The 26120-nt window shown below is 53.4% G+C and carries 26 protein-coding genes; 12 read left to right on the forward strand and 14 right to left on the reverse strand.

What is annotated here, in order from left to right:
- Nucleotides 1–235: 235 nt before the first annotated feature.
- Nucleotides 236–793, reverse strand: coding sequence for a helix-turn-helix transcriptional regulator (locus BLU64_RS10140; protein WP_026738497.1), 558 nt, complete (start codon nt 791–793; stop codon nt 236–238).
- Between BLU64_RS10140 and BLU64_RS17235 the strand changes: the two genes are divergently transcribed.
- Both BLU64_RS17235 and BLU64_RS10145 read left to right on the forward strand, forming a co-directional pair.
- Nucleotides 792–1190, forward strand: coding sequence for a hypothetical protein (locus tag BLU64_RS17235; protein WP_139171496.1), 399 nt, complete (start codon nt 792–794; stop codon nt 1188–1190). The genes BLU64_RS10140 and BLU64_RS17235 overlap by 2 nt on opposite strands.
- Before the next feature lie 46 nt (nt 1191–1236).
- Entirely contained in the window at nt 1237–2043 is an 807-nt protein-coding gene (locus tag BLU64_RS10145; RefSeq protein WP_235195122.1) for a 4'-phosphopantetheinyl transferase family protein, read from the forward strand.
- A 564-nt stretch (nt 2044–2607) separates the two neighbouring features.
- Here BLU64_RS10145 and BLU64_RS10150 read toward each other — a convergent pair.
- The 7 genes from BLU64_RS10150 to BLU64_RS10180 form a co-directional block, all read right to left on the reverse strand.
- The gene (locus BLU64_RS10150; RefSeq protein ID WP_026743866.1) at nt 2608–3543 is read right to left on the reverse strand and encodes a beta-ketoacyl-[acyl-carrier-protein] synthase family protein; all 936 of its coding nucleotides are present in this window, start codon (nt 3541–3543) and stop codon (nt 2608–2610) included.
- A gap of 47 nt (nt 3544–3590) precedes the next feature.
- Nucleotides 3591–3893 (reverse strand): hypothetical protein, encoded by a 303-nt coding sequence (locus BLU64_RS10155; protein WP_026743867.1) that lies wholly within the window; start codon nt 3891–3893, stop codon nt 3591–3593.
- Nucleotides 3894–4305: 412 nt separating this feature from the next.
- Entirely contained in the window at nt 4306–5073 is a 768-nt protein-coding gene (locus BLU64_RS10160) for an EAL domain-containing protein (RefSeq protein ID WP_074728594.1), read from the reverse strand.
- Between the two features lie 336 nt (nt 5074–5409).
- A complete protein-coding gene (locus tag BLU64_RS10165; RefSeq protein WP_026743869.1) occupies nt 5410–6054 on the reverse strand; it encodes a 3-keto-L-gulonate-6-phosphate decarboxylase UlaD in 645 nt (214 codons plus the stop codon).
- A gap of 86 nt (nt 6055–6140) precedes the next feature.
- Nucleotides 6141–6848, reverse strand: a complete 708-nt coding sequence (locus BLU64_RS10170) for an L-ribulose-5-phosphate 4-epimerase (protein ID WP_026743870.1) — start codon at nt 6846–6848, stop codon at nt 6141–6143.
- Nucleotides 6849–6851: 3 nt separating this feature from the next.
- Nucleotides 6852–7340, reverse strand: coding sequence for a PTS sugar transporter subunit IIA (locus tag BLU64_RS10175; protein WP_026743871.1), 489 nt, complete (start codon nt 7338–7340; stop codon nt 6852–6854).
- Nucleotides 7341–7377: 37 nt separating this feature from the next.
- Complete coding sequence (locus BLU64_RS10180) at nt 7378–9126, reverse strand: PTS ascorbate-specific subunit IIBC (RefSeq protein WP_074728596.1); 1749 nt, start codon at nt 9124–9126, stop codon at nt 7378–7380.
- Between the two features lie 534 nt (nt 9127–9660).
- Here BLU64_RS10180 and ulaG point away from each other — a divergent pair.
- The 3 genes from ulaG to ulaR all read left to right on the forward strand — a co-directional run bounded on the left by ulaG (nt 9661) and on the right by ulaR (nt 12487).
- On the forward strand, nt 9661–10728 hold the full coding sequence (ulaG, locus tag BLU64_RS10185) for an L-ascorbate 6-phosphate lactonase (protein WP_026743873.1): 1068 nt from the start codon (nt 9661–9663) through the stop codon (nt 10726–10728).
- 24 nt (nt 10729–10752) lie between these two features.
- Nucleotides 10753–11625 (forward strand): L-ribulose-5-phosphate 3-epimerase, encoded by an 873-nt coding sequence (locus BLU64_RS10190; protein WP_026743874.1) that lies wholly within the window; start codon nt 10753–10755, stop codon nt 11623–11625.
- A 106-nt stretch (nt 11626–11731) separates the two neighbouring features.
- Nucleotides 11732–12487: an HTH-type transcriptional regulator UlaR gene (gene ulaR / locus BLU64_RS10195; RefSeq protein WP_074728598.1), complete on the forward strand. Its 756-nt coding sequence runs from the start codon at nt 11732–11734 to the stop codon at nt 12485–12487.
- A 168-nt stretch (nt 12488–12655) separates the two neighbouring features.
- Here the strand turns inward: ulaR and BLU64_RS10200 are convergent, their stop codons facing one another.
- Nucleotides 12656–12994, reverse strand: coding sequence for a Dabb family protein (locus tag BLU64_RS10200; protein ID WP_051625582.1), 339 nt, complete (start codon nt 12992–12994; stop codon nt 12656–12658).
- Between the two features lie 168 nt (nt 12995–13162).
- On the reverse strand, nt 13163–13921 hold the full coding sequence (locus BLU64_RS10205) for a GntR family transcriptional regulator (protein WP_074728600.1): 759 nt from the start codon (nt 13919–13921) through the stop codon (nt 13163–13165).
- A 234-nt stretch (nt 13922–14155) separates the two neighbouring features.
- On the opposite strand from BLU64_RS10205, the gene BLU64_RS10210 reads away from it, so the two are divergent.
- From BLU64_RS10210 to BLU64_RS10220, 3 genes are read left to right on the forward strand one after another with little or no spacing between them, the layout of a single operon-like run.
- Nucleotides 14156–14935 carry an ABC transporter substrate-binding protein gene (locus BLU64_RS10210; RefSeq protein WP_026743877.1) on the forward strand — a complete coding sequence of 260 codons (780 nt, stop codon included), beginning with the start codon at nt 14156–14158 and terminating at the stop codon, nt 14933–14935.
- A 3-nt stretch (nt 14936–14938) separates the two neighbouring features.
- Nucleotides 14939–15916: an SIS domain-containing protein gene (locus BLU64_RS10215; RefSeq protein ID WP_026743878.1), complete on the forward strand. Its 978-nt coding sequence runs from the start codon at nt 14939–14941 to the stop codon at nt 15914–15916.
- 10 nt (nt 15917–15926) lie between these two features.
- On the forward strand, nt 15927–16739 hold the full coding sequence (locus tag BLU64_RS10220) for a PfkB family carbohydrate kinase (RefSeq protein ID WP_026743879.1): 813 nt from the start codon (nt 15927–15929) through the stop codon (nt 16737–16739).
- A gap of 238 nt (nt 16740–16977) precedes the next feature.
- On the opposite strand, the gene BLU64_RS10225 is transcribed toward BLU64_RS10220, so the two are convergent.
- Both BLU64_RS10225 and BLU64_RS10230 read right to left on the reverse strand, forming a co-directional pair.
- Nucleotides 16978–17880 (reverse strand): hypothetical protein, encoded by a 903-nt coding sequence (locus BLU64_RS10225; protein WP_074728602.1) that lies wholly within the window; start codon nt 17878–17880, stop codon nt 16978–16980.
- A gap of 60 nt (nt 17881–17940) precedes the next feature.
- Nucleotides 17941–18414 (reverse strand): CesT family type III secretion system chaperone, encoded by a 474-nt coding sequence (locus BLU64_RS10230; RefSeq protein ID WP_026743881.1) that lies wholly within the window; start codon nt 18412–18414, stop codon nt 17941–17943.
- A gap of 683 nt (nt 18415–19097) precedes the next feature.
- Between BLU64_RS10230 and BLU64_RS10235 the strand changes: the two genes are divergently transcribed.
- From BLU64_RS10235 to BLU64_RS17430, 3 genes are all read left to right on the forward strand, one after another.
- On the forward strand, nt 19098–20372 hold the full coding sequence (locus BLU64_RS10235; protein ID WP_026743882.1) for an HlyD family secretion protein: 1275 nt from the start codon (nt 19098–19100) through the stop codon (nt 20370–20372).
- Nucleotides 20365–22476 (forward strand): peptidase domain-containing ABC transporter, encoded by a 2112-nt coding sequence (locus tag BLU64_RS10240; RefSeq protein ID WP_074728604.1) that lies wholly within the window; start codon nt 20365–20367, stop codon nt 22474–22476. The genes BLU64_RS10235 and BLU64_RS10240 overlap by 8 nt, the downstream gene beginning before the upstream one ends.
- A 560-nt stretch (nt 22477–23036) precedes the next feature.
- The gene (locus BLU64_RS17430; RefSeq protein WP_157755385.1) at nt 23037–23183 is read left to right on the forward strand and encodes a hypothetical protein; all 147 of its coding nucleotides are present in this window, start codon (nt 23037–23039) and stop codon (nt 23181–23183) included.
- Between the two features lie 317 nt (nt 23184–23500).
- On the opposite strand, the gene BLU64_RS10245 is transcribed toward BLU64_RS17430, so the two are convergent.
- The gene (locus BLU64_RS10245; RefSeq protein WP_026743884.1) at nt 23501–24136 is read right to left on the reverse strand and encodes a LysE family translocator; all 636 of its coding nucleotides are present in this window, start codon (nt 24134–24136) and stop codon (nt 23501–23503) included.
- Complete coding sequence (locus BLU64_RS10250) at nt 24133–24918, reverse strand: YqcI/YcgG family protein (RefSeq protein ID WP_074728606.1); 786 nt, start codon at nt 24916–24918, stop codon at nt 24133–24135. Before BLU64_RS10250 ends, BLU64_RS10245 begins: the two co-directional genes overlap by 4 nt.
- A 110-nt stretch (nt 24919–25028) precedes the next feature.
- On the opposite strand from BLU64_RS10250, the gene BLU64_RS10255 reads away from it, so the two are divergent.
- Nucleotides 25029–25946: a LysR substrate-binding domain-containing protein gene (locus BLU64_RS10255; protein WP_026743886.1), complete on the forward strand. Its 918-nt coding sequence runs from the start codon at nt 25029–25031 to the stop codon at nt 25944–25946.
- The last annotated feature ends 174 nt before the right edge of the window (nt 25947–26120 follow it).

A 26120-nucleotide genomic window follows, 5' to 3' on the forward strand; every position in this document is an offset into this window, starting at 1 on the left:
CGCCCCTCTGATTTTCGAGATGAATCGCGATGAGCGGCGGCGGAGCGGCAATCAGGGATAAAAACGACCTCTGTTTCTTGGCAAATGACGTATCAACGTGAAGGATTGTGTCAAAGGCAGGGTACCTTCGTCGAATGGGACGGCGCCTCCGATTCCGAACCTGACTCACCGTCGTGCCTGCCTTTATCAATAAAAGTTCCGTGAAGGACTTTTTTCGTATACTCGAATAAGATTGTTAATTAGACAAATTGTGGATGTTATCCAGCAATACATGGCGAGAAAACAGATGACGTTGTTTTCCGAAAATAATATCGAAGCTCATATTGCTAATAAAACGGGGCGGCTCGCGGTCTGACGAGACGGTTTTCCGGTATTTCAGCGGCGGAATATTATACGTTTTCGTAAAGCAGCGGGAAAAATGAGGCAACGAGGAGAAACCACACGCATAGCAAATATCGGTCAGAGACCAGTTAGGCGAAATATGAATAATCTCTCTCGCCAGCGTGACGCGTACGCGCCAGATCCATCGCATGGGCGTAATATTATAGACCTGATTAAATAATCGGCAGATATCGAACTTCGATTTGCCACTCACGGTTTCGAGTTGTTCCAGCGTGATGTTATCGCCGATATTCTCAATGATATAGTCGATGATTCCTACCAGCCTGGTTGCTTTATTATTGTTTTCCAAGGTCTTTTTTAGGTTAGGGTGACGACGATACATATCTTGAATAAGATTATGGTTGAAGCTTTCATTATCCAAGGTGTGGGGGTAGGCATTATGTAGATTCATGGTGTCATCCAAAAATGTATTTACCGTGCCTGGAGCGGTTAATAAAAATGCTAAAAACGGCGTTGGTATTGGGTTGTTAATTATTGTCATTGCTGTCATTGACAGGATGACTCACGCAAATTGTGTGCCATATTTGGAATGCCCTTTTTCAGAGGGATATGTAACGGTTTTTCCACTCAGCATTCCATTTTTGGGATGGCGACATTTCGTTATTGGGATTATTCGTCTCGAAAATGGTCAGCGTTCTAAGCGTGATCGGGATTTAAATAACAAGACTTCGTTAAGACTTGTTTCTAAAGGTCATGCCGTAAAATCCACGCATCGATCTGTGATCAAAAAGAGAGAAATGCTCGCGGTGAAGCGTTGCCATGTATGCGCTTCCATCAGGCGTGCGTGATCTCGACCTGATGACTGTCAGCCGATGTGACCCGCAAGGATGGAAAATGGACAAGATGGATAAGGAAAGCGCGATAAATTGGGCGCAGAGAGTGAAAATGAGCCAGGAAAATTCGTTGGATTTTTGTGGTAGCGCTGAGCATAGCGTGAAACAACTTTCTGGCCCGCAGTGTATTTTGGTCTACCGGAAGACGTTGGATCGACCGGAAATATCTGCCAAGGCGCGATTGGCCTGTGGGCTGGCGCCGCACGATACGCTCACCGCCAGCAAACTGGCCGAGGGCATTCTACGCGGCCTGCTGGCGCCGCTGTGTCGCGTGTTGCCGCATAAGCTGACGTTTGCTCGTACCCCATTAGGTAAACCGTTCCTGCCTCGACATCCCCAGCTTCATTTTAACCTCTCCCACACCGAGGCTGCTTTTGCGTTCGCCATCGCACAGGATGGCGCGGTGGGGGTCGATGTCGAGGGAAATCGCGGGCGTGTCGAGCATAAACGCGGCGTGGCGAAGCGCTTTTTCCATCCCGATGAAGCCTGCTGGCTGGATCAGTATTGCGATGAAGAGGCGTATATACAGGCATTTATTCGGCTATGGACTCGCAAAGAGGCCTATTTGAAGGCGCTGGGACTTGGTCTGAGCAAGCCGTTGGACTCGTTCAGCTGTCTGGCGCGAGAAAACGGGCGGATTCAGGTAGTGGATGACTCGCGCCCCGCGAACGCGCAGATGAAGGAAGTTTGGTTTGACGAAGCGGACATGGCGCTCAACTGCTGCATTTTGTCGTCCAAGGAGACCACACTGAGCTGGCGGTTTACCACCCTGACGGAGTGGGACGCGTTAACGGACTGGCTGGGGTAATGCAGGCAGCAGTATTCAGTCAGGGGAGGAGTTCGTCCGCGATCAGCCGGGTTGCGGGCCAGTTCAAAGGTTTTTAGCAGAGAGAATAGGGCAATGTTTGCGTCTTTTTCCCGTCACTGACGAGAAAGAGAAGAAGGCGCCCTTTGCCGATATCCTGATCCTTAAAGGGCGTAGCATCCGTGGTTTTCTCCGGTATCGACGCACAGACCACCATAAGAGGTATGCACGCAGAGTATCAGCAGAGAAAGAAAGCGTTTCCATCCCGATTTTCATCTCCCGTCATCCCGCTGGAGCATGAGAATAACTGGTACGGGCAGACAAATAACATCCATGCTGATAACGCGACGTTCCGTCTTCATCCCTGTTCGAATAGCGCAATCCTGCGCTGTGACCGTGACGTTATTACATCCTTGTATATTTTCGCCTGCTTACGCCAGCGAAAACGCTTCCTTAAAAGAATTATGCCCGGTGCCCGCGGGCATTGTTGTCTGAAATTGTGGGATAGAAGAATAATTCCAATGTGCCTGAGCAACGCCGTGCAAGGGGGTAAGAAGTTCCGACCGTTTATTGTGCGCGGAAGTAAACGGAGCAGCTGCCATAAGCGGCTCCCAGCCCGATAGACAGCATCACGTGCGGTTGCCCATTGCGGATGGCGGGCATCGCGGCAGGCAGCAGCAGGAGCGGGTCCACGGCGCAGCAGTGGCCGATATCCGGCAACAGGCCGAGAGAGACGGCCTCACGCGGCAGCGGGTAGCGGCGCACAAAGCGGCGCCAACTGAGACGGTTGATGTTGTGGGGCAGCAGCGACAGGCTGTCGGGATCGCCCGCCTGTGCGCCTGCCAGAGCCTCCCTGACCATGTCGTCGTGGGCCTGATAAAAGGCCGTTTTCGCTTCCCGCCCGCTATTTAGTCCATCATCAAAGCTCAATCGCTGGCCCAGAAAGGGTTTTCCCAACCGTAAACCAGCGCCTTCGCGCTCCAGCAGCAACGCGGCGAATGCATCTCCCATCAGCGTGTATCCCGGCACGTATCGCCGTGATGTCCCTAAGGGCGACAACGTGTCACCGGCGATGATGGCGACGCGTTTTGCCTGCTTGTCTTCCAATAGACGATGGGCGCGCGCCAGCGCCCAGAACAAAGTTGCACAGTGCTGCTGGTCCAGTTCATAGCAGCGCGCCGTGTCGCTGACGAACGGATGACTCTGTTTTAGTCGCGCAAGCCACGCCGGCTGTTCGCCATGTGGCTTTGGCATGCCGTGCACATAAATGAGTGCGTCGATGGGGACGTCAGGCCCGGAGGATTGCTGCATCAATTGGCTAATGAGTTGATAGAAGACGCCATAAAGAGAGACAGAGGCTTCCAGCGCGGCAATGCGGCGAAAGCCGTACAGCTGGCAGAACGTGTGGGCTTCGCGGGGGCTATAGCCCGTTTGAATAATGATGTCCTCGGCGCTGAGGCGAGCCGATGGAACCCAGGTGGCTAAGGTATTGATGTGTAACATGCATCCTCCGTCCTGATCGCTGCGGGAGTCGGTCATCAATTAACATGTCAGGTTTTTTCGTGCAGAAAATGCGTCAGACTATCGAGGGTGTGAAATGCGTCGAAAACGTTTTCATCCATGAGATCGAACAGATCGCCCGTTAGCGTCTCATTCGCTTCATAGTGGTCGCTGAGTACGGCAATCAGGCTGATGAGATTGACGGAATCCAGCAGGCCGTCATGGGCGTACATCGGCGCGCCCTGAAATATGGCGTCGATACGTCCCTGATCGATACCAATGGCTTTCAACAGCTCGCGTACGAGTAATTGTGTTGCATCGTCACGGCGATGCCCAGATTCTGAGTGCTTCATACCAACTCTCCGACACGCTGTAATTGTGCGCAGTATAACGGCCGCTTAGGGGGCAACTTGTTCTAAATTGCATATAGCGAACGAGGGGTTTTTGTGTACACATTCAAGATAAATGTGTGTTTTTCAGGTCTTTTTACCCGATGATAGCGACGTTTGTTCTTGTCGAGGAGCGAGGGTTTCCAGCGGAAAGTAAGGAGAGGCAGATGAAAGGTAAGCGGTACCATCAAAAAGCCCGCCGTACTGTAAATTGCCGGTGCGTTGGCAATGTATATCTACCCGAATCGCTAACTTGAGTCAGCTCATCGGGATTCACTCTCTTGCCGACTTCCTGTAACCCGAATGATCTAACCTCTCTGCGGTAAAAGCCGGTTTAGCGGGTGTGGCATTGACGTGAAACGCCTCGTCTGCGGCGCTAAATAAGGGTTGTATCGACCTCTGGCAGAGACTCGAAGCCGGGTCTGGCAAAATAATATCCTTGAGCGAGGTGAATCCCGATTCCTTTAAGAAAACGATACTCCTCCTCCGTTTCAATGCCTTCTCCCAGGACCCTGATATTTAACGCTTTCAACATTTCGACGCAGTGGGTGACGATAGTCTGGCGTGTTTTATCCTGATCGATGCCGCGGATCAGCGCCATGTCCAACTTGACGATATCAGTTTGAAAATCCGCCAGCAGATTCAGCCCGGAATAACCCGAGCCGAAGTCATCAATCGCCGTTTTGAAGCCCAGTTTTTTGTAACATTCAATAATTGACTGTATACGCTTACTGTCTTTCGCCTCCTCGTTCTCGGTGAACTCGAACATAATGTTCTTGATAGGAAACTGGTATTTTTTGGCCGCTTCCAGCGTAGTGCGAATGCAACGTTCGGGGCGATAAATCGCATTGGGTAGAAAGTTGATGCTCAGCATGCCGGACAGCTTCAGTCTCGTTGCAAGCGCGATAGCCTTGATTCGGCAGAGCTGGTCGAAGCCGTAGCGCTTATCGTTGCTGATCTGAGAAATAATACTGAAGGCAGACTCGTTATTGCAGCCTCTGACCAGGGCTTCATAGCCGAATATGCGTTTGGACACGCAGTCTACGATGGGCTGGAACGCCATGGTGAAGTCGAGACCCAAATTATGGCTGTCCGCGCAGTGAGCACAGCGCGACGACATAAAAAGGGGCGATTGGGATGTCATGGTTAACAAATTCCTGGATGATGGAAAAAATGGACGCGTTCACCCGCTGTCAGCGAGGCGATAAGATCGTGACGCCCTCTATTAAATGTATAGCTCGTAAGCGGATGAACTGCGCTCACTTGGCCATTTATCGGCAATATTCAGGTAAGAATTAAGGGTAGTTGACCAGAGGGGGCATAAAAAGAAAGACACGGCAGGTTATCTGGATGATAAACATCGACACATCCCAAACAGAGCGGGAAAGCGCTTTCCGGCGGAAGTGTGCGGGAGCGGTTCGCCGTCTCGGGGAGCGGTGCCCGCCCGTGGATGAAAGCATAAGGGCGGACACCGAGGCCGTTACCAGTAACGGGCGATTTCCTGGCGCAGTGCGTCGGCGATGACGCTTCCGTTTTCGCCGGCCAACGCCCGTCCGGCGATAAACGTTTTGGCGTTAATCCCCCGGAAATGCTGCAACGCCTCAGGCACGATACCGCCGGTGATAGACACCTCAAATCCCATCTCCGATAAGGTATGCATGCGTTGGATGTCTTCTGGCGTCCAGCCGACACCGGCCAGCTCCGCGTCTCGCGAGCGATGGTAGATTGCTTGCGTGATGCCCAGTTTTCGCCAGGCCTGCGCGTCTTCCCACGTCCAGTGGCCGTAGAGTTCCATTTGGATTTCTCCGTGGTATTCGTCCGCGATGCCTTTGCAGGCGGTAATCGTGGCGATGTGGGCCGCGGCTGACACCGTGATCCAGTTCGCGCCTGCGGCAAAGGCCATCTTTGCCAGAATGGCGCCCCCGTCCGTGGTTTTCATATCGCAGACCAAAATATGGTCGGGATATTGCTGGCGCAGCGTGCGGACGGCGTTCATTCCTTCGGCGAAGGCCAGTATGGTGCCGACTTCTATGACGTCGACATACTCCGCGACGCTGGCGGCGAGATCGACGGCGGTGTGCAGGTCAGTAGAGTCCAGCGCAATCTGTAACAAGGGTTGAGTCATGGTATGAGAATCCTTTTTCAGTGTTGAGACGGCGGCATGCGCCGTCAGGGTCATGATGAGCGGTGAAACGGCTTATGCCGCGAGCATCATTCCATCGTGGCGTCAGTCTGACCGTAGTAAGCGTCAGCGCCGTGTTTGCGGAAATAGTGTTTGTCGGACAGCGTCTGCGGGAGGCGAATATGGTCATTCAGCCGCCGCGTCGCCAGCGCCATCGCCGCCACTTCTTCCAACACGACGGCGTTACGCACCGCTTCCTCGGCGTCTTTCCCCCAGCAGAAAGGGGCATGGCCATAGGCAACCACGCCCGGCACGGCAATGGGGTCGATGTCCCGTCGGCGAAAGGTTTCCACGATGCTCACTCCCGTGTTCTTTTCATAGTCGTCGGTAATTTCCTCTGATGTCAGCGGGCGGGAGCAGGGGATATCGCCGTAGAAATAGTCGGCGTGGGTGGTGCCCAACACCGGTATATCCATACCAGCCTGCGCCCATATCGTCGCATGGCGAGAATGGGTATGGACGATGCCGCCGAGACGAGGGAACGCCTGGTACAGCACCAAATGCGTGGCGGTATCGCTGGAAGGTCGAAGCCGCCCCTCGATGACGTTGCCGTCCAGATCGACGATGACGATATCGTCAGCTGTCATGGCTTCGTAGCTCACGCCCGACGGTTTGATGGCGATCAGCCCGTGTTGACGATCGATCTGCGAGACGTTACCCCAGGTCAGGGTGACCAGCTGGTAGTGCGGCAACTGTTGATTGGCGGCCAGCACCGTTTGTTTCAAGTCGCTCAACATTCGTTATCTCTCCTCTTTCGCCGCCTGCGCGAGCGCGTTGTCGATCGCGCGATACACCTCGTCTTTGCTGCGGCATGTGCGCAGTCTGTCGAGGTTGATACCGGTAGGGCTATTCTCGTCCTCCAGCATCTGGGTGACTTCCATCAGGCCGTCGATATGCTCATCGGACGTACTGCCTGCCAGGGTGATCAGCACATCAACAGGTTCTTCCTCGCCTTCGAAGAGTACGGGGGTAGCGAGCGTCACCAGCGCGAAAGCCGTCCGTTTCACCCCGTCTTCTGGTCTGGCGTGCGGCAACGCAAGGCCGGGGGCGATGACGAAGTAGGCGCCCATCTTTTCAATGCTGCGGATGATCGCGGCATGATAGCCAGGCTCTACCGCGCCGGCGGTCTCCAGCATGCCCGTACCGATCCTAATCGCTTCCCGCCAGTCGGCCGCATGGGCCTGAAGTCGGATAGTGTCGTTGTCTATCAGTGATTGCTTGAAGTTCATGGTGTGCTCCTTTCTCGGCTGTTCCTTCAGCCGGACGTTAGCGGGAAAAATGCGTTCTGATTAGGTCGAGCAGTTCGTCGCCAAATGACTGGGGGTTGAGCATGTTCTGCACGGCCAGTACGAATTTTCCCGCCCCCGGATCTATCTCTCCCGCGAGGTGGCGTGAGGCGACGATGATGTCGGTCATCGCGAGCTTCGATTTGTAGTCCGCCACGGCGCACGACTCCATCACATGCGGTATGCCCCGTTGTTCCAGGAACTTGGCGATTTTCATTTTCATCATCATGGATGACCCCTGCCCATTACCGCAGACGGTCAGAACGCGCACGGCCCGTTCCGCATTGACTGGCTCGGGCTCGGCGAGAGGAGGCGTGGCGGCCGCAGGCAGATCCGACGTCGGCGCCGTGGCATCTTCTTCCGCGCGCAAACGTCGGGCGGCGAAAAACATATAGGTGGCGGCGCCGAGCAGGAGTACGCACAGAAACAGCGGTGACCAGGACAACCCCTGCATGATGGGGGGGAACAGCAACGCCCAGTCGGCCATGCCCATCCAGCCATTGAGCGGCGTGCCGTGGTGGGCGAACAAGGCAATCGCCCAGGCCGAGCCCAGCACTTCAATGACGCCCATTACGAAGCAAATCTTCATTACGGCTTTCCAGCCGCCGAAATGGTTGGCGAAGACGCCAATGGTGGCGTTAGAGAAGAACATGGGCACAAAGCCGGGAATGATGACGATGGGCGATTGAAAGGCGAGCAGCAACAGTAACGCGGCGAACTGACCGGCGGCGCCCCACATAAAACCAAACACCATGGCGTTTGGCGAATAGGCGTAGATGGCCGCGCAGTCGATGGCGAGCACTGCATTGGGAATGACCCGCTCCGAGATGCCCTTGAACGCCTCCGACAGTTCCGCGACGAACATGCGGACGCCGACGACGATAATCTGAATGGCTACGGCGAATTTCAGGCCGGTTTCCAGAATATAAATACTCCAGTGGGTGGAACCGGCCATCGTCTGCAGGTTCTTCAGGCCAAAGGAGAGCAGAATAATGCCGAAGAACACGGTCATGACGATGGCGGTCGCGGCGATGCTGTCGTGAAAGATGTTCAGCCAGCGGGGAAGTTTGAGGTTATCGACGCTCTCTTTGGGGTCGCCCAGCCGGTGGGCGATTTTGGTCGCGATCCACGACGCCGCCTGCTGTTGATGACCGATGGAGAAGCCCGCGCCGCCGGTGACGGCCTCCGTCGGCTTGAACATGATGTTGGAAAAGATGCCCCAATACAGCGCGATGATGACGGCGGAGGCGATAATGGTTTCCCACATTGTGGCGCCTAGCACCAGATAAAACATCGCTATCAGCCCGGCCTGCTGAAACATGATGTGGCCCGTTAGCATAATCGTGCGAATACCGGTATAGCGGCGCAGCACCACCATCAGGATATTCAGGGCGAGCGCCAGTAGAACGGTGTAGCCCACCCAGGCGTAGCGATCCCCCATGACGGACATCGTCGCCATCATGGCGGTGTAGGGGTCAATGACCGAGCCGCTGAGGCCATGATATTCGGCGATCTTTTCTATCACCGGTTTGAACCCCGCGACCAGCGTATCGGCGCCCACCTGGACCAGCATGAACCCGATGATGGTTTTGAGCGTCCCTTTGAGGACCGTGGAGATATCCCGCCGTAGCAGCAGATACCCAATCAAGGTGACCAGTCCCAACAGCAGTGGCGCTTTGGTCATAACCTGGCTGTAGAAGATGTGAAAAATAGCGTATAGCGTTTCCATGATGCCGCTCCGTATCGGTAAAGGGCCATATGCCCGACGGTGATAACTCAATCCCTGTTACCTGCGTCCTTTCCTGCCAACGAGTGATTTAACTTCGCCTGCTGTTATGTCTAACCGAGAGAAATCACGAGTATTCATAAAATGATTTATTTGTGATCTTTTAAATCATCATAAACAAGCGGCGGCGAAGATCAAGCTGTGCATTGTGATTATCACGTTAGTTTACTTGTATTCGCCTGTTGGTACTGAAAATGTAATATAAATAACGAGTTAATATCATTTTTTTGTCGGTTTTTGTGAGGGGCGATCGGTTTTTAGGGGGGTTAAACCATCAGATTGGCTCGTCAAGAGGTGCGAAAAGTAATCATTGATAATCATATTTGTGATTGATATAGTCATTTTAAATCACCGTGAACGCGTTTTTTGTGATGAGCGCCTGGGGCAAACGAAAAGCACGGGGCGGGGGTGACAGAGTCTGCGACCCGTGGAAATCGGTCGACGGCGGTTGTTGTAATCATGAAAAAGGATAAAACGATGAGCAAAGTAACTGACATAACCCGGGAGTCATGGATATTGAACACGTTCCCCGAATGGGGGACCTGGCTCAACGAAGAGATCGAGCAGGAGGAGGTCGCCGCTGGAACGTTCGCCATGTGGTGGCTGGGCTGTACCGGCATCTGGTTAAAGTCTGCGGGCAACACGCAGATCGCCATTGACTTCTGGTGCGGCACCGGCAAGAAAACCCACGCCAATCCCTACATGAAAAAACAGCATCAGATGATGCGTATGGGCGGCGTACGCAAGCTGCAGCCCAACCTGCGTACATCGCCGTTTGTGCTCGACCCCTTTGGTATTAAGAAGATAGATGCGGTGTTGGCGACGCACGATCATGCTGACCACATCGACATCAACGTGGCGGCGGCGGTGCTGCAAAATGCGGGCGATCATGTGAAATTCATCGGTCCTGAAGCCTGCGTCGAGCTTTGGACGGGATGGGGCGTACCCGCCGAACGCTGCATCGTGGCGCAGGTCGGGCAAGAGATTTCGATAGGCGATATCACCATCAAAGTGCTGGATGCCTTTGACCGTACCGCGCTAGTGACGCTGCCCGAGGGCGTGTCTTCCCGCGATAAAAGCATTCTGGACGGAATGGACCGGCGCGCGGTGAACTATCTGGTGAAGACCAGCGGCGGCAACGTGTATCACTCCGGCGACTCGCATTACTCCAACTATTTCGCCCGGCACGGCAACGACAATGCGATCGACGTGGCGCTTCTCTCCTATGGCGAAAACCCTCGCGGCGTGACCGACAAAATGACCTCTTCAGATATTCTGCGTGCCGCGGAGTCGTTGAATACGCAGGTGGTGATCCCCTTCCATCACGACATTTGGGCGAATTTCCAGAGCGATCCCGGTGAAATTGAGCTGCTATGGCACAGGAAGAAAGATCGTCTGAATTACGGCTTTCAGCCATTCTTCTGGCAGGTGGGGGGAAAATACGTCTTCCCGACGGACAAGGCCAAAATGCATTACCAGCATCCGCGCGGGTTTGACGATATCTTCACGGATGAACCCGAGCTGCCGTTCCGCTCGTTCCTCTAACGTTCTCTGTTCACGAGGTGCGCGATGTATCATCTGAATAGCGCGTTGCGGCTGGGCGTGTATGAAAAGGCCATGCCGGCGTGGCTGGATTGGGAGCATAAGATTCAGGCTGCCAAAGCGCTGGGGTTCGACTTTATTGAAATGTCCGTCGATGAGTCCGACGAGCGCCTGCAACGCCTGGACTGGGGCGACGAGGAGATCTTTGGGTTGCGCCGTTTGTGCGAGCATTACGGCCTGCCGCTGCACTCCTTGTGCCTGAGCGCGCACCGTCGTTTCCCGTTTGGATCGGCCGATCCCTCGGTGCGGGAGCAGGCGGGCGTCATCATGCGCAAAGCCATCGGGCTGGCCTATAAACTGGGCGTACGCTGCATTCAGCTGGCGGGCTACGACGTGTATTACGAACCGCACAGCGAGGCCACGCACCAACGGTTTATCGACGGCATGCGCGAGAGCGCGCGTCTGGCTGAGCGGGCGGGCATCATGCTCGGCGTGGAGATTATGGATACGCCTTACCTGAATTCGCTGTGCAAGTTCGAGGTGCTCAAGAAGGCGGTCCCTTCGCCATACTTTATGGCCTATCCCGATGTCGGCAATATCACCGGCTGGAATTACGATACCTGTACCGAGTTGCAGATGAGCGGCGAACATATTGTCCAGATCCACCTCAAAGACACGCTCCGTGTGAGCGCCGAGTCTCCGGGACAGTTCCGCGACCTGTGCATTGGAGAAGGGGAGGTAGACTTCCCCGCCGTTTTTCGCACGTTGGCCGGAATGCGCTATTCGGCGCCGCTGGTCATTGAAATGTGGGCGCAGGATGAGCATTGGGCCGACCATCTGCGGCAAGCGAGGGCGCGTTTGGCGACGATGGCGCAGGAGGCAGGATTGGCATTGAATTGACGAAAGGACAAGCGGGTGGGGCTGCGGCTCCGCCCGGTGCTTTGATTTTTGAAAACAGCGTTATACAATCACAAGACATCATAAATAATCATAAATCAGGCATGAAATGACAGAAACACAACGACACAGCGCCATTCTGGCTCTGCTGAATGAGAAGCGCCATCTGACCGTGGCCAGCCTGACGCAAGCGTTCTCAATTTCTCCGGCGACGGCGCGTCGCGATATTAATAAGCTGAATCAAGCCGGACAGGTGCGCAAGGTGCGCAACGGCGCGGAGGCGCTGATGCCGACCAGACGGCTATGGTCGCCGCTGGACAGTCAAAGCACCTCGACTCACGATCAAAAAGTACGCATCGCTCAGGCGGCGGCCCGGCTGGTGCAGCCGGGTGAGAGCGCGGTCATCAACTGCGGGTCGACCGCCTTTCTGCTAGGGAAGGAAATCTGCGGGCGGGACGTTCAGGTCATCACTAACTACTTTCCTCTGGCCAACTATCTGATTGAGCAAGAACACGACGGCGTCGTCATCATCGGCGGGCAGTACAACAAGAGCCAGTCCATCACCCTGGCGCCGCAGGATGAGATTTCGTCCCTGTACGCCGGACATTGGATGTTCACCAGCGGCAAAGGGCTCACGGCCGAAGGGTTGTACAAAATGGATATGCTGACGGCGATGGCGGAACAGAAAATGTTGGATCACGTCGGCAAACTGGCGGTGTTGACGGACAGCAGCAAACTCGGCCAGCGCGCGGGTATGCTGTTCTGCAACGCCGAACACATCGATGTGCTTATTACCGGCCGCGATGCCAACCCGGAGGTCATTCAGCAACTGAAGGAGAAAGGCGTCGAGGTGATGCTGGTCTAGCGCCATGCGGGCGACGGGGGCGTGTTCAGGCGATGAGGTTCACGCCGGACTCTGTCCACTTCCCCATTTCCCCACGTCCCCAGCGGGTCTGATTATCCTCTTCGGTGTTCTAGATTCTTCAACCGTCAGACGAGTTCGTGGTTTGGTGACCGCAAACGCGTCCCGTGGTTATCGTGGGGCGGTAACCGGCTGCGGGGCTTCCTGAGACGTGAGTATCGGATAGTCCAGCACGATGAGGTTAGCCAGAATCGGGCGGAAAACCGCTTTCAATGCGTCGTGTTTTGGGTGGGGCAAATAGCGCTGGCGCGCCGCTTCGTCTTCAAACGTCATCATCACGCAATGCGTAAAGCCCTCATTTTTCCCTTCTGGACTGTCGTTACATCCCCACTCAACGCTGACGATGCCGTCGATGTCGGCCGGCATCTGCAAAAAAGCCGATTTCACCCGCTCGATGTCGGCTTCCGCGGCCTCCTCCGTGAAGGTGATAAATAAGATATGGCGTATCATTGATGACTCCGTTATTCATGTCCTGCAAAGAGCATAGTCCTTTACGCGGCGAGTTTCATGGCGGGTGCCGCGCCGCTGAGCGCGGTATGCCAGCGTTGTGTTTCTCCGCCATGCCCAGCCAAAGTCCGCCGCGCGCACTCCGCTTGCCACTCCGAAAACATCGCCGTTTCAGCGCTCGGCGTTAGGACGATGGCTGATACGAAACGAGACCCGCTGCGGATGGTTGACCGACACCAGATATTCCACCGGCTGTTGAAAGCGGTCGGCGATCACGCCGCGATAGATCAGGGCCGGGCTGTCCGGCGAGGCGTTCAGCAGCGCCTGCTCTTCTTCATTCATGACCCCAACCCGAATGGTGCCCTCATCGGAAACGCCGAAGAGGCGGTAGCGTTCCGCCAGCAGCCGGTACAGCGACCCGCTCTCCTCCAGCATCTCAGCCGTCAGATCCGGCATCAGCGCACGGGGCAGATAGCTGGTTTCTAAGCAGAAAGGTTCGCCGTCCGCCAGCCGCAGTCGCTTGATCATCACCACCGGATCGCCCGTTTCAATGCTGAGTAAAGGGGCGATCCGGGGGCTGGCGACGGTATCTTGAAAATAGATTAAGCGGCTGCCGGGCACCGCGCCGTTCAGCTCGGTGATCTTGCTGATGCCCTGCTCGATAGCCTGCGTCAGCGGTCGTTCAATGGCCGTCTGAGTCAGCCAGGTGCCCTGATTGCCGCGTCTCTCCAGCAATCCGGCTTCGACCAGTTCATCGATGATTTTACGCAGCGTCATTCGGCTGATGCCGAGCAGTACGGCGAGATCGCGCTCGGCTGGGATCTGATCGCCCTCGTTGTATTCCGGCGTCTTCAACATATTCAGCAAAGCCTGTTTGGCTTCCAGATACGCTTTACGGGGACGGCGTTTTCCTGTGTTCGTCTTGTTCATGGTCTGTTTTCTGGTCCGATTCATGCCGAAGAAAGCGCGATTGTCGCCAAGGTGTGCGCTTGTTTTATCATCAGTTATACCGTTTTTTCGCCGTATTATCCCCTCCGTGCTAACCAGACCACAACACCCTAACACACTGTTATAATTGAATAATATGGATAAATTCGTTGCCCGGCATGTGTGATCGGCGTATATCTCTAATGGTATATTTTACGGTATATTTATAGGGAGTGAATGATGAAAACGCTTGCCTGGGTTTCCCTGAGTCTGGTGATGACGCTCCTCTCCGGCCCGGTTTTCGCGCTGCAACAAATTCGTTTCGGCACCGATGCCACATTTCCGCCGTTTGAGTTCAAAGCGGCGGACGGGCGGCTGCAAGGTTTCGATATTGATTTAGGCAATGAGATCTGCGCGCGTCTGAAGGCTCGATGCGTTTGGGTGGAAAGCAGCTTCGACGGCCTGATCCCCGCACTACATGCCCGCAAATTCGACGCAATCCTCTCTTCGCTCTCCATCACGAGTGAACGACAGAAGGCCATCAACTTCTCCCTCAAATTATTCAACACGCCGGCGTATCTGGTCGCGGCGAAAGACAGCGGGCTGAAGCCGATCGCCGAGTCGCTGCGCGGTAAACGCGTCGGCGTGCAGCAAGGATCGGTATTTGAAATCTACGCCCAAAAGCACTGGCGAGATGAGGGCGTTGAACTGGTGTCCTATCCCAGCGCCGAAGCGGTCTATGCCGACCTGGTCGTCGGACGACTGGACGCCACGCTGGATGATGCCACGGTGGTGACCGAGGCGTTGCTCAGTAAGCCCGAGGGCAAAGGGTTCAGCCTGATCGAACCGCAGGTCAAAGACGATGCCGTTTTTGGTCCGGGCACCGGCATTGGCGTCCGCAAGCAGGATACGCCGCTGTTGCAACAGCTTAATGGCGCCATCACGGAGATCCGTCAGGACGGCACGTACGACAAGCTGGCGAAAAAATATTTCACTTTCAATGTCTATGGCGACTAATTCATGAATACAGCAACGATGATCTCCTCCTTTATCGAACAGCGTTTCCGCCCGCAGGGCGGCCTGCGACAGGTCTTTCTGGTGGCCTGCGGCGGGTCGCTGGTGGATATGTATCCGGCGGACTATTTCCTGAACAGCGAATCCACAACGCTGCACAGTCATATGATGACCGCTAACGAATTCGTCCACGCGCCTCCGAAAAGGTTGGGTAAACAGTCGCTGACCATTGTTTGTTCTCACGGCGGCAACACGCCGGAGTCGGTGGCCGCGGCGGAGCTGGCTCAGCGGCGCGGCAGCGTGACCGTCACGCTGACCCATAACGAGGCCGCCCGGCTGAGCGACTTTTCGGACGGCAATCTGCTGTATGCCTGGGGGAACGACAGCCAGGTCGTCAATAATCCGATGGCGCTGATCCTGAGCCTGAGCGTTGAGGCGTTGCAGCAGGCCGAAGGCTTTGATGGCTACGCCGACTTTCAGGCGGGCATGGCGCAGATCGACGAGATTATCGACCAGGCGCGCCAGCAGGTGCAGGCGCCTGCGGCGGCGTTTGCCGAACGCTATGCGGAAGAGTCGCTGTTTTACATCCTGTCCAGCGGTGCGTCTTACGGTCACGCCTACGGCTTCGCCATCTGCTCGCTGATGGAAATGCAGTGGCTGAACGCCGCTTCCATTCACAGCGGCGAATATTTCCACGGGCCGTTCGAGGTCACAGACCACAGCACGCCCTGGATCCTGATGATCAACGAGGGTCGCACCCGTCCGCTGGATGAGCGCGCGCGCGACTTTCTGCACCGCTATGCCGACAAGGTGGAAATTATTGATGCCAAAGCGCTGGGGTTGGGCGTGATCCCGGCTGGCGTGGTGGAGTATTTCAATCCGATACTGTTCTATAGCGTCATGTGCCAATACCGCGCGGCGCTGGCGAAGGTGCGCCAGCATTCGCTGGAGACGCGGCGTTATATGGGTCAGGTGGATTACTGAGGTAAGGATGATGAAAGTCCTGGGACTTGGCGATAATGTCATCGATCGATATACCCATACCGGCATCGGCTATCCGGGGGGCAACGCGCTGAATTTCAGTGTCTACGCGCGAATGTTGTCGGCAGAAGCCGCTTATCTGGGCGTGTTTGGCGACGATTGTGCGGCGGAGCACATTCGCCGCGTGCTCGAACGGCGCGGTATTGGTCTCGAACATTGCCTGACGGTCTCCGGCGAAAGCGGCCACGCCAATCTTACCCTTGAGCAAGGGGAGCGCGTGTTCCTCGGCTCCAATGCGGGCGGTATCCGTCAAAGCACCTCTATGCGTTTCGTGCTGGAGCACCTCTCGTGGCTGGGCCATTTCGACCTGATCCACACCAGCGCCTACAGCTATATCGACATGCAGCTGGCGGATCTCGCCGGGCTGCCCGGCCGGTTATCCTACGACTTTTCGGATGATTTTGACGCCAGACGGGCGCAGGCTCAGTGCCGCTGGCTGGATTACGCCTTTTTCTCTTGTGCGGGCCGCACGCTTGATGAAACCCGTCGGCTGCTGCTGGCGGCTCACGACGCAGGCTGCAAGTGGGTTATCGCAACGCGTGGCGCAGAGGGCGCGATACTGTTCGACGGCCATCATTGGATCAGTCAGCCACCGGAGCCGATCGCTCCCGTCGATACGCTCGGCGCGGGAGACGCTTTCATCACCGCATTCCTGCTGGCCCACCTTAACGGCAAAACGCTATCCGCCAGCTTGCGACAGGGCGCCAACTTTGCGGCGCGCATCTGCATGATTGAAGGCGCCTTCGGTGAGGGAATGCGCTATTGATGGGATGTGTGGCCCGGTTTCGGCCGCTGCGCTAGCTGAAAGCCAGCCATCGTCGCTCTATCCTCCGCTCTTAGCGTGCTGCCTTCTGTGCCACATCGCGGCTGCAAAGCGTTCAGCGCAACCGGGTCGTTTGCACATCTGATAAGGGGCCTGCCTCGTTCAAGGGGGCGCATCGATATGCGGTCGGCCTCTACGTAACTTTCGCGGAGAGCGCCGGCAGCCGCACGGCGAAACGTCGCTACCGGTCGGACAACAAATAGTCGACACTCTGGCCCCGGTGGCTGGCACTATCGCTATAGGTCGTGGAAGGATCGGTGGCGACGCGCACATCGAACCGATTAAACGAATCATCGTTCAACGCATGTCTGACCAAATCGTCGGAATGTAAGGACGGCAGCCCGGCTTTCGCCAATTTTCGCTGCAACTCCTCGGAACTGAGCGGTACGACCTCCCGAAGACGTCGGGTATCGCTCCGGTTGGCGGAGTCGGAGGCATCCCAAAGCAAATGGTTATGTGTCGCCATCAGCTCCGTCATCGGCGCATGCGTGTCGCGTTGCATATCGTGCAGCACCGATTGGTCCAGCGTGCATGCGCTGGGATGTGTCGGCCAGGCATCCACGACCACCGTATTGCGTTCGCCCCACGTAGGGTCGCGAGGGTCGCCCAGCATAACGAACTCGTGGCTGTTATTTTCCGGAAGCTGGAGACGTACACGGCATATGGGCTGCGACACGTTGCGTTCTTTCAACGCGGCGACGGCGACGGCGGCATGTACCGCACAGTTGCCCCCCTGGAATTTCTGCGCCCGTTTGATCTGATTTTCGATTCCACCATGAGGAAACTTTTGGTATGCCAGATGCATCCTCGCCCAGCTCTCTCCCGATGAGGCCCGGACATCCTGCCGCTGATTTCCCGCCCCGTGCGGGAGCATATTTTTGACGACGCGGTTCGCCCAGCAGGCGTCGGCCAGTGCCGACAGGGTGCCGGATTTCACGACGACATTTTTGTGCTGATAGCCTGACAACCCCAGCTGACTGGCGCTGCGGGTATCATGCACTTTACTGCCGGTATCATAATTCTCGACAATCGCGCTATACGTTGCAGAGGAAGAGGATCCGCGGAAAATGTTAAACCTAGGCATCATCGCCTCCTAAATCTGAAAGGGGTGTCCCCAGCAGGAATACAACCCAGGACTATCCCCTTACTCCCTTTTGGAAACGGGGTGTAAGCCCGCGTGAGGGGGAGAAAGGGTTTCCTGGGACTGATTGGCCGTGGGGAGAGACTTCCCGCAGCAGTATGAATCCGCCCGCATCAGAAAATCATGAAACGTCTTCACAGCATGCTCTGCGGAGAACTCGTCTAACGGCTGACGAACGTACAGCACCAGTTTTTTGCTCTGGCTGTCGTACCCCAGCGTGATAGCCGGATGACGCAGGCTGAACAGGTTCTCCGCCAATAACGCCTGAAAACCCTCGAGTGTCCGCCACGCGTGCGGGGCAATGAACGTCGCGACGATATTCAGATACCCTGGTTGGCTACCGATTAAATGGATATGCAGATCGTGGTCGAAGACCAATCGATAGATATCTTCCTCTGGACGCGGCGGCGGCAGCTCGCCGGGCTGATATCTCTGGATAATGGCCCGAGAAATAACATGAAATTTTTCATTCAACATAACCGATGCTCACGTGACTGGGTGTTAGTGAGTGGCATCAGTGGGGGAAGGGTTCCCGGGTGTTGTGATGATTTGTTTTCCATTGTCGTCGAGAAGCCGCCGCGTTCTATTTCCGCAAGCCTTCGTTCAGCGCCATCGACCCGACGCGACTCGGGGGGATCCCAGGCCACCCCCGCAACTGAAAAGTGAAAAATGAAAGGGGGAAAGCCCTAATATCAGGAAAGATTTGATAAAAATGTATTATGACAACCGCCTGAATAAAAAAGAGGAATGGTCAGATTAAGTTTCATCTAATACATATATATAACCAATGAATGTCACTCAGAGAATTTTATAGTCGCAATCATCTGTAAAACGTTAATTTTTACATTCGCCATCAGGAAATATTAAATCACTATTTTGATCTCACTGGTTTTTATGGCTGACTCGGTCATTTGATAGGGTCAATGTTACTTAAGGCGACGCATTTCCGGAGGAAATATAGCATTTTCCTATATTGTGAAAATTAGATAACGAAAAATGGCAAATCGATAGGTAATAATGAGTCGTAATGGAATAATAACAAAATGGAATTAAAATTTATTTCGTCACCTACTTGCGAATAATCTTTAATAATGAAATCATAATCACCTATTCCAAAATATTGGACGCCTTTCTCAGTAGTTATCGGTGAGGGTTTTTTCTTGTTCAGGCAGGAAGCATTAGACAACAAGAAACTGAAATGGCAAGGAAGCGCTATTTTACTTTCAGGACTTTCACCTTGGGTGATTATGATTATTTGCGCTCTTTTTATCGCAATGTTTATGATCTTCATCACCCAAGGTAATTATACGCGCCGGGCTAACGTCAGCGGTGAAATATCAACTTGGCCGCACACCGTCAGTATTGGCTCCGGCGTACAGGGATTTGTCGTCAAGCAGTTTGTGTCGGAAGGGCAGATAATAAAAAAAGGCGATGCGATTTATCAAATCGATGTCAGTAAAAGTACCGTTGACGGCGTAGTCAGCGATAATCAAAGGCAAGATATCGAAAGCCAACTGGTGCGCATTGACAATATTATCTCCCGGCTGGAGCAAAGTAAAAAACATACCCTGGAAATGCTGGAAAAACAAAAATCACAATATATCAATGCATTTAAACACTCTTCAGATATCGTCCGCCAATCAGAGGAAGGTTTAAAAAAAATCAAACAGTACATGGACAGTTACCAGCAGTACCAGGCCAAAGGGTTAATCAATAAAGACCAATTAAGCAGCCAGGTGGCGTTGTATTATCAACAGCAAAATGACTTATTAAGCCTCAGCGGACAAAATGAACAGAATGCTTTACAGATTACCAGTCTGGAAAGCCAGATTCAGACCGAAGCGGCGGAGTTTGATAACCGAATATACCAAATGGAACTTCAGCGCTACGATTTGCGAAAGGAGCGGGTGAATACCAATGTGGGCGGAGAGATCATTATTCGTGCCTCATCGGAAGGAATAATCGATTCATTGAGCGTCACCCTAGGGCAAATGGTCAATCCTGGCGACAGCTTATTACAAATTATTCCGAGCAAGATAAAAAGCTATTACTTGGTGGCCTGGGTGCCCAATGACGCAATGCCTTATGTTTCGGTGGGCGACAACGTCAATGTGCGTTACGAGGCGTTCCCCGTCGAGAAATTCGGCCAGTTTGCTGCAACGGTCACTATGGTATCGAAAACGCCGGCGTCTCCGCAGGAAATGCAAACCTATCAGGGCGCGCCAAAAAGTACTCAAACGGCGTCGGTTCCCTACTATAAAGTCGTGGTGAAGCCCGAAAAAAAGAGCGTCCGTTATGACGGCAAATCGTTGTCCCTCGAGAATGGTATGAAGGCGGAGATCACGCTCTTCCTGGAAAAAAGAAAAATATATCAGTGGATGCTTTCGCCATTCTACGACATGAGGCAGAGCGCGGCGGGGGCGGTCAATGAATAAGGCATTATTCAAATCGATCCTCGGCAAAATAGATTTAACGCTGTGCCGCCGAATTCCGCTGGTGCATCAGACCGAGGCATCGGAATGCGGACTGGCCTGTCTGGCGATGATCTGCGGGTATCATGGAAAGAATATCGACCTGATTGCCCTGCGGCAGCGCTTCAACCTTTCCGCACGGGGCGCCACTCTGGCCGGAATCAATGACATCGCCGAGCAGTTGGATATGTCCACGCGGGCGCTGGCGCTGGATCTTGATGATATTAGCGCATTGAAAACGCCGTGCATTTTGCACTGGGACTTCAATCACTTCGTGGTACTGGTCAGCGCCAGACATCGTCGCTTTGTGCTTCACGATCCCGCGCGCGGCCGCCGGACGGTCGGGCTTGCCGAGATGTCGCAGTATTTTACCGGCGTCGCGCTTGAGCTTTGGCCCAGCAGTCAATTCACCGCCGAAACGGTGAAAAACAGGGTGCGTCTGGGAACGTTGATTCGCAGTATCTCCGGTATTAAAGGGGCGCTGACTAGGATTTTCTGCTTCTCGTTGGTGATTGAAACCATCAACTTAGTGGTGCCGATAGGCACGCAGCTGGTCATGGACCACGCCATTCCGGCGGGCGATAAGGGTTTACTGACGCTGATATGTGCCGGTCTGCTGTTTTTTATCCTGCTGCGCACGGCGATAAGCACGATGCGGTCCTGGTCGTCGATGATCATGGAGACGCTGATCAATGTGCAGTGGCAGGCGGGGCTATTCACTCATCTGATGCACCTGCCGCTCAGCTTTTTCGAACGGCGCAAACTGGGAGATATTCAATCCCGTTTCGACTCCTTGGACAAGCTGCGCAAAACGTTTACCACCAGCCTGGTGGGAGCGATCATGGATGGCATTATGGTGGCGTGCGTCCTGGTCATGATGGTGTTGTATGGCGGTAATCTGGCAGTGGTCGTGCTGGGATTTAGCGCGGTGTATGTCCTTATCCGCCTGCTCACCTACGACCGCTATCGCCAGCTGTCGGAAGAGTCATTGATTCGGGGCGCGCGGGCCGGTTCCTTTTTTATGGAAACGTTATATGGAATCGCCACCGTCAAAATGCAGGGGATGAGCAGTCGACGAAGCAGCCACTGGCTCAATCTGGAAATCGATACCATTAACACGGGAATCAAGGTGACTAAAATGGACCTGCTTTTCGGGGGCCTGAATACCTTTATTGCCTCCTGTGACCAGGTGATGATTCTGTGGCTGGGAACGAGTCAGGTCATTGATAACCAGATGACCATCGGGATGTTCGTGGCGTTTGGCGTATTCAGGGAGCAGTTCTCCGAACGGTTGGCGTCGTTGACCCACTTCCTGCTTCAATTACGCATGATGAGCCTGCATAACGAACGCATCGCCGATATCGCCTTGCACCCGCGAGAACCCCACAAGATGGGGATTGGCAATAAAGTTGAAGGGCGGCCGATTTTGCTGGAAACCCGTGATTTGAGTTATCGCTACGACAGCCAATCCAAAGCGGTATTCAGCGAACTGAGCCTTCATATCGCCCCAGGGGAAAGCGTGGCAATAACCGGGCCTTCCGGCGCTGGGAAGACGACGTTGATGAAAGTATTGTGTGGTCTGTTCGAAGCGGAGTCTGGCTGCGTGCTGGCCGACGGCGTGGACATACGGCAACTTGGTGTGAACAACTACCATAAAATGATCGGCTGCGTGATGCAGGACGATCGGCTATTTTCCGGTTCGATAATGGAAAATATCTGCGGATTTGCAGAGGATATCGACGCCGAATGGATGGTGGAATGCGCCAAAGCCAGCTACATCCATGACACCATCATGGAGATGCCGATGGGCTACGAGACGCTCATCGGCGAATTGGGTGAAGGACTTTCCGGGGGGCAAAAACAACGCATTTTTATTGCCCGTGCGCTGTATCGCAAGCCGGGAATGCTATTCATGGATGAAGCGACCAGCGCGCTGGACAGCGAAAGCGAGGATTATGTAAGTCAGGCCATTAAACAGCTGAATATCACACGCATCATGATCGCACACCGGGAGTCGACGATTAACGCTGCAGACAGAGTCATCACGCTGCAGGCGACGCAAGCATAAATTAATAATGATGAATTTCATTTATATTTGAAATTAAATAGAGTCATATTATTTGATTGTTAGAGCGGTCATTATTATCTCTTTGTTAAAGATATAATAAAAGAAATAAAAAATCAGATTAAAAAACTGATATGCAATAGAGAAAGAGATTAAGTCATTTATTATCTTGCTTCAATTAAGATTGTGGTATAGAAATAGATAAACGCGACAAATAGTAAAAATAAAAACCAGAAAGTAAAAGCACGGCGTTTATGTAACTATCAACTTCAATATTTGAAAGTATTTATAATAAACAATTAATAACCGCGCGTAAGCATTAAGTGGTATCAACATTACATTCTACGTTCACTCGAAGTCTTGATAATTTGAATAAAAGTGTGTTTGTGGGTAAGAAAATCAATAGATCCCACAAATGTATTTAATGAAGATATGAATTTAAATTCCAAGTTTCAACCTCAGTCGTATTTTATGGCTGATTGAAAAACTGTTCATGACCTGTAGAAATGGGTTAAGGACAAAGTTATAGCAAGATCATTTTTTCATCTTAAAGGAGATACAAAATGAAAAAGCAAAATAAACTGCGTGAGTTGAACGCTAAAGAAATGAAAGCCGTAGCTGGTGGTGTTGGTGCTCGCTGGGGAACCGTAAAAGGGTCCAATGGCGGTTACATTCAGGTCTTCATGGGGGCAAAGCCGGGTAAAGGCTGATCCTCTAAATATTTGTAATATCGAATTATAAATATTAAACAAAAACCGCTCTTTATTCGGCCTCTTCTCACCGAAATAAGGGCGGTTTTCTTGCTTTCAGAAAAAATCGTCAAAACTATCCTCTTGTTTCCGGGTAATATCTATTTCAATGGTTTTTTTGAGCGTCATGTAGCTCTTCGTTTAAGGTTGATTGGGATTTCATGGGCGCGTTTGGTGTATTTATTCACGAAGACGTCGATATTTGGTTCATTTCCGGCTGCTGATGAACCTATGTGACAGGGCAACCGAGCGTATTGAGCCGTGACCGGTCTGTCATGTTAAAGAAGCCGATGGGGGGCTAGCTCTGACACGTTATAAATCACGCCACAGCAGGCAACGGCAAGGAGAAAAAGCGAAGAGATCATTTCAATTTTTCGCGCGTGCATTGCAGGCATCCACTTTCTGACTGTCAGGATATAGAGCGTCAGTATGGAGAAATCGAAAGCGATCCAGACGGCACAGAGAGTCAGAATACTGGTGCTGAAATCCTGCGTAACGGCAATAAACTGCGGAAAGAAGGAAACAAAAAACAGTATGTCTTTGGGATTGGAAAGGCCTGTGATGAAACCGCGAATAAACCCTCCTCTTGAAGCCTGTTGGAGAGGCTGCGTGGTCTCCGTGCCGCTCCGGGGCAACGTCAAAAGACTTTGAATAGCGGTGTAACCAATATACACCGAGCCTGCCAGCCCTAGCACACTGAGCCATAGCGGTGAAATTGACACGATGCCTTTCAGCATGAGCGTCGCCAGCGCAATCAGTACCAGAGAGGCTCCATTAGTTCCGAAGGCTGTGGCAAAAGCGTTGCGGTATCCGTAACGCGCTGCTGTTCCCGTAATCAGTGCCACCACGGGGCCAGGGGTCAGCAGCAGCATCATGATTGAAAGCATGTAAGCGCCAAGCAGTGTCATATTCATTTCGAGGATTTGTCCTTATGTATATGGAGCGGACAGCGCGCAAGATGCGGCGTCCCCGGCTCGTTGAGCAGATACTGCTTCCATTCCAGGCTATCCTCCTGGCCGTAAAAACCAAGCTCAGAAGGCACATAACCATCGTTGTAGCGCCAAACGCGCGTGCGAATTGTCTCTCTGATTTTGATCCCTTTAGAGTCTTTCTGGCTGGCGAGAATGTCAAAGTGTGCTCTGGGGTTAACGATAAAAACAGCGCGTTTACCCAGGTTGCGGCTACGGAGCCGTGAGTAGGCCGGGCCGCTGACATTGAAAAAAAGCTCAACACCGGCAAAACAGAATGACCATGCGCTTTCTTCCGGGTCGTCAGGAATATTGTCAGGCCAGGCATGGGTGTCATAATCATGCAGGCGCTGTAACTGTTGCCATGCAAACCTTTGTGCCTCATCAAGAGAGTCCAGCCCGGCACGCTCAAAGATCAATACCAGAGGACTGTATAGTCTTTCTTCCACCGGCGCTTTTTGCGTCCGTTCTGTAAAACGCTGCATGACGGCAAGCATATCGGCGGCGGTATTGCCCTCACTGATAAGACCAAAGAGCAGCGTTTTTGATTTCCAGGCATGGCGCGCGAACAGACAGGGAAACGCTCTGTCATTCAGCCGCGCGGCTATGTCCCGAAAGCCGTCAATTTGCCATTCTTGAACCGGGCAAACCTTTCCGGCGTTGCTGCTAAGTCTCATCAAATCAGACTGCCCGATAATGGTGCCATTTCGCAGTAATGTGTTGTTCACAAGAGTCCCTCCGTTTTACTTGCGCGGAAGGATTATTCATCCCGGAAAGGCCATTGAAAAACGTATAAAAATCGCGCTTAATGTGATTAATACTCACAATGGAGACGGTTATGTCATTACCACCTCTTTATGCACTGCGCGCGTTTGAGGCTGCTGCTCGAATGGGGTCTTTCAGTAAGGCGGCCGTAATACTCAATATCACTCCGGGTGCCGTGAGCAGGCATATCCGCACACTGGAAGCGTGGTTTGACTGTGAACTGTTCGAAAGACATGGTCCGAGAGTCAGAGTGAATGACGCTGGCACCGTCCTGGCGGCGCAACTGACGGAAGGTTTCATGAGCATAGAGAGGGCTTGTCTCGCATTCAGAAGTAACAGTCACTCTCTTCGCCTGAAAGCGCCGTCAACGCTCACTATGCGATGGCTTCTCGATGTGCTTAATGCTTTCCGGGAGCGTTATATTAAGCCTGACATCGAGATCACCAGCGTCTGGATGGACACGGATACCGTTGATTTCAGTCGTGAACCCTATGATTGTGCGATCCTGCTGGGTAACGGTGATTTCGGCAAATCAACCGACAGCAGATTGCTGTTCCGGGAATGGCTTGTCCCCATCTGCTCTCCTTCAATGCTCAACGCCGCCCAAACATCGCTTCCTGAATGCGATCTTATTCATCCCTCACCAGACCGGCGAGATTGGAGGCGATGGTTGAAAAGAACAGGTCTTTATCCGGGACTCAACGTGAACGGAGGAAAGGTCTTTGACACGTTGGAACAGGGAAATTTGGCCGCGCTGAGCGGACATGGCGTCTCAGTCGGCGACCTGCTGCTCAGCCTGGCGGCAATCGATAGCGGGCTCCTCGCTCTTCCATTCAAGGAGGCGATCGCAACAGGAGACGGTTATTACCTCGTCTGGCCCGAAAACTCGTCTAAAAACAAAAATATCGCCTTCCTCTTGGACTGGTTGAAACTCAATGCGCCACAGTTGCCAAATTTCGAGCTGAGGTATCATGACGGCCACGAAGAATAATATCGTCTGAGCGGAAATAGATATGGTTATTCGAATCATCACCGTTTCATTCAATCCGTTTCTCGTACACAGCGGGGGATGGGCTGGCCTCTGTCAGAAGCAAGCATTGCTAACACGAAAGGGGATGTACATTGAGGGACGGGGTCACTCGTTGTTTAAACATGCACGGGTGTG

The sequence above is a fragment of the Lonsdalea quercina genome (assembly GCF_900107885.1).
GTDB classification, from domain to species: domain Bacteria; phylum Pseudomonadota; class Gammaproteobacteria; order Enterobacterales; family Enterobacteriaceae; genus Lonsdalea; species Lonsdalea quercina.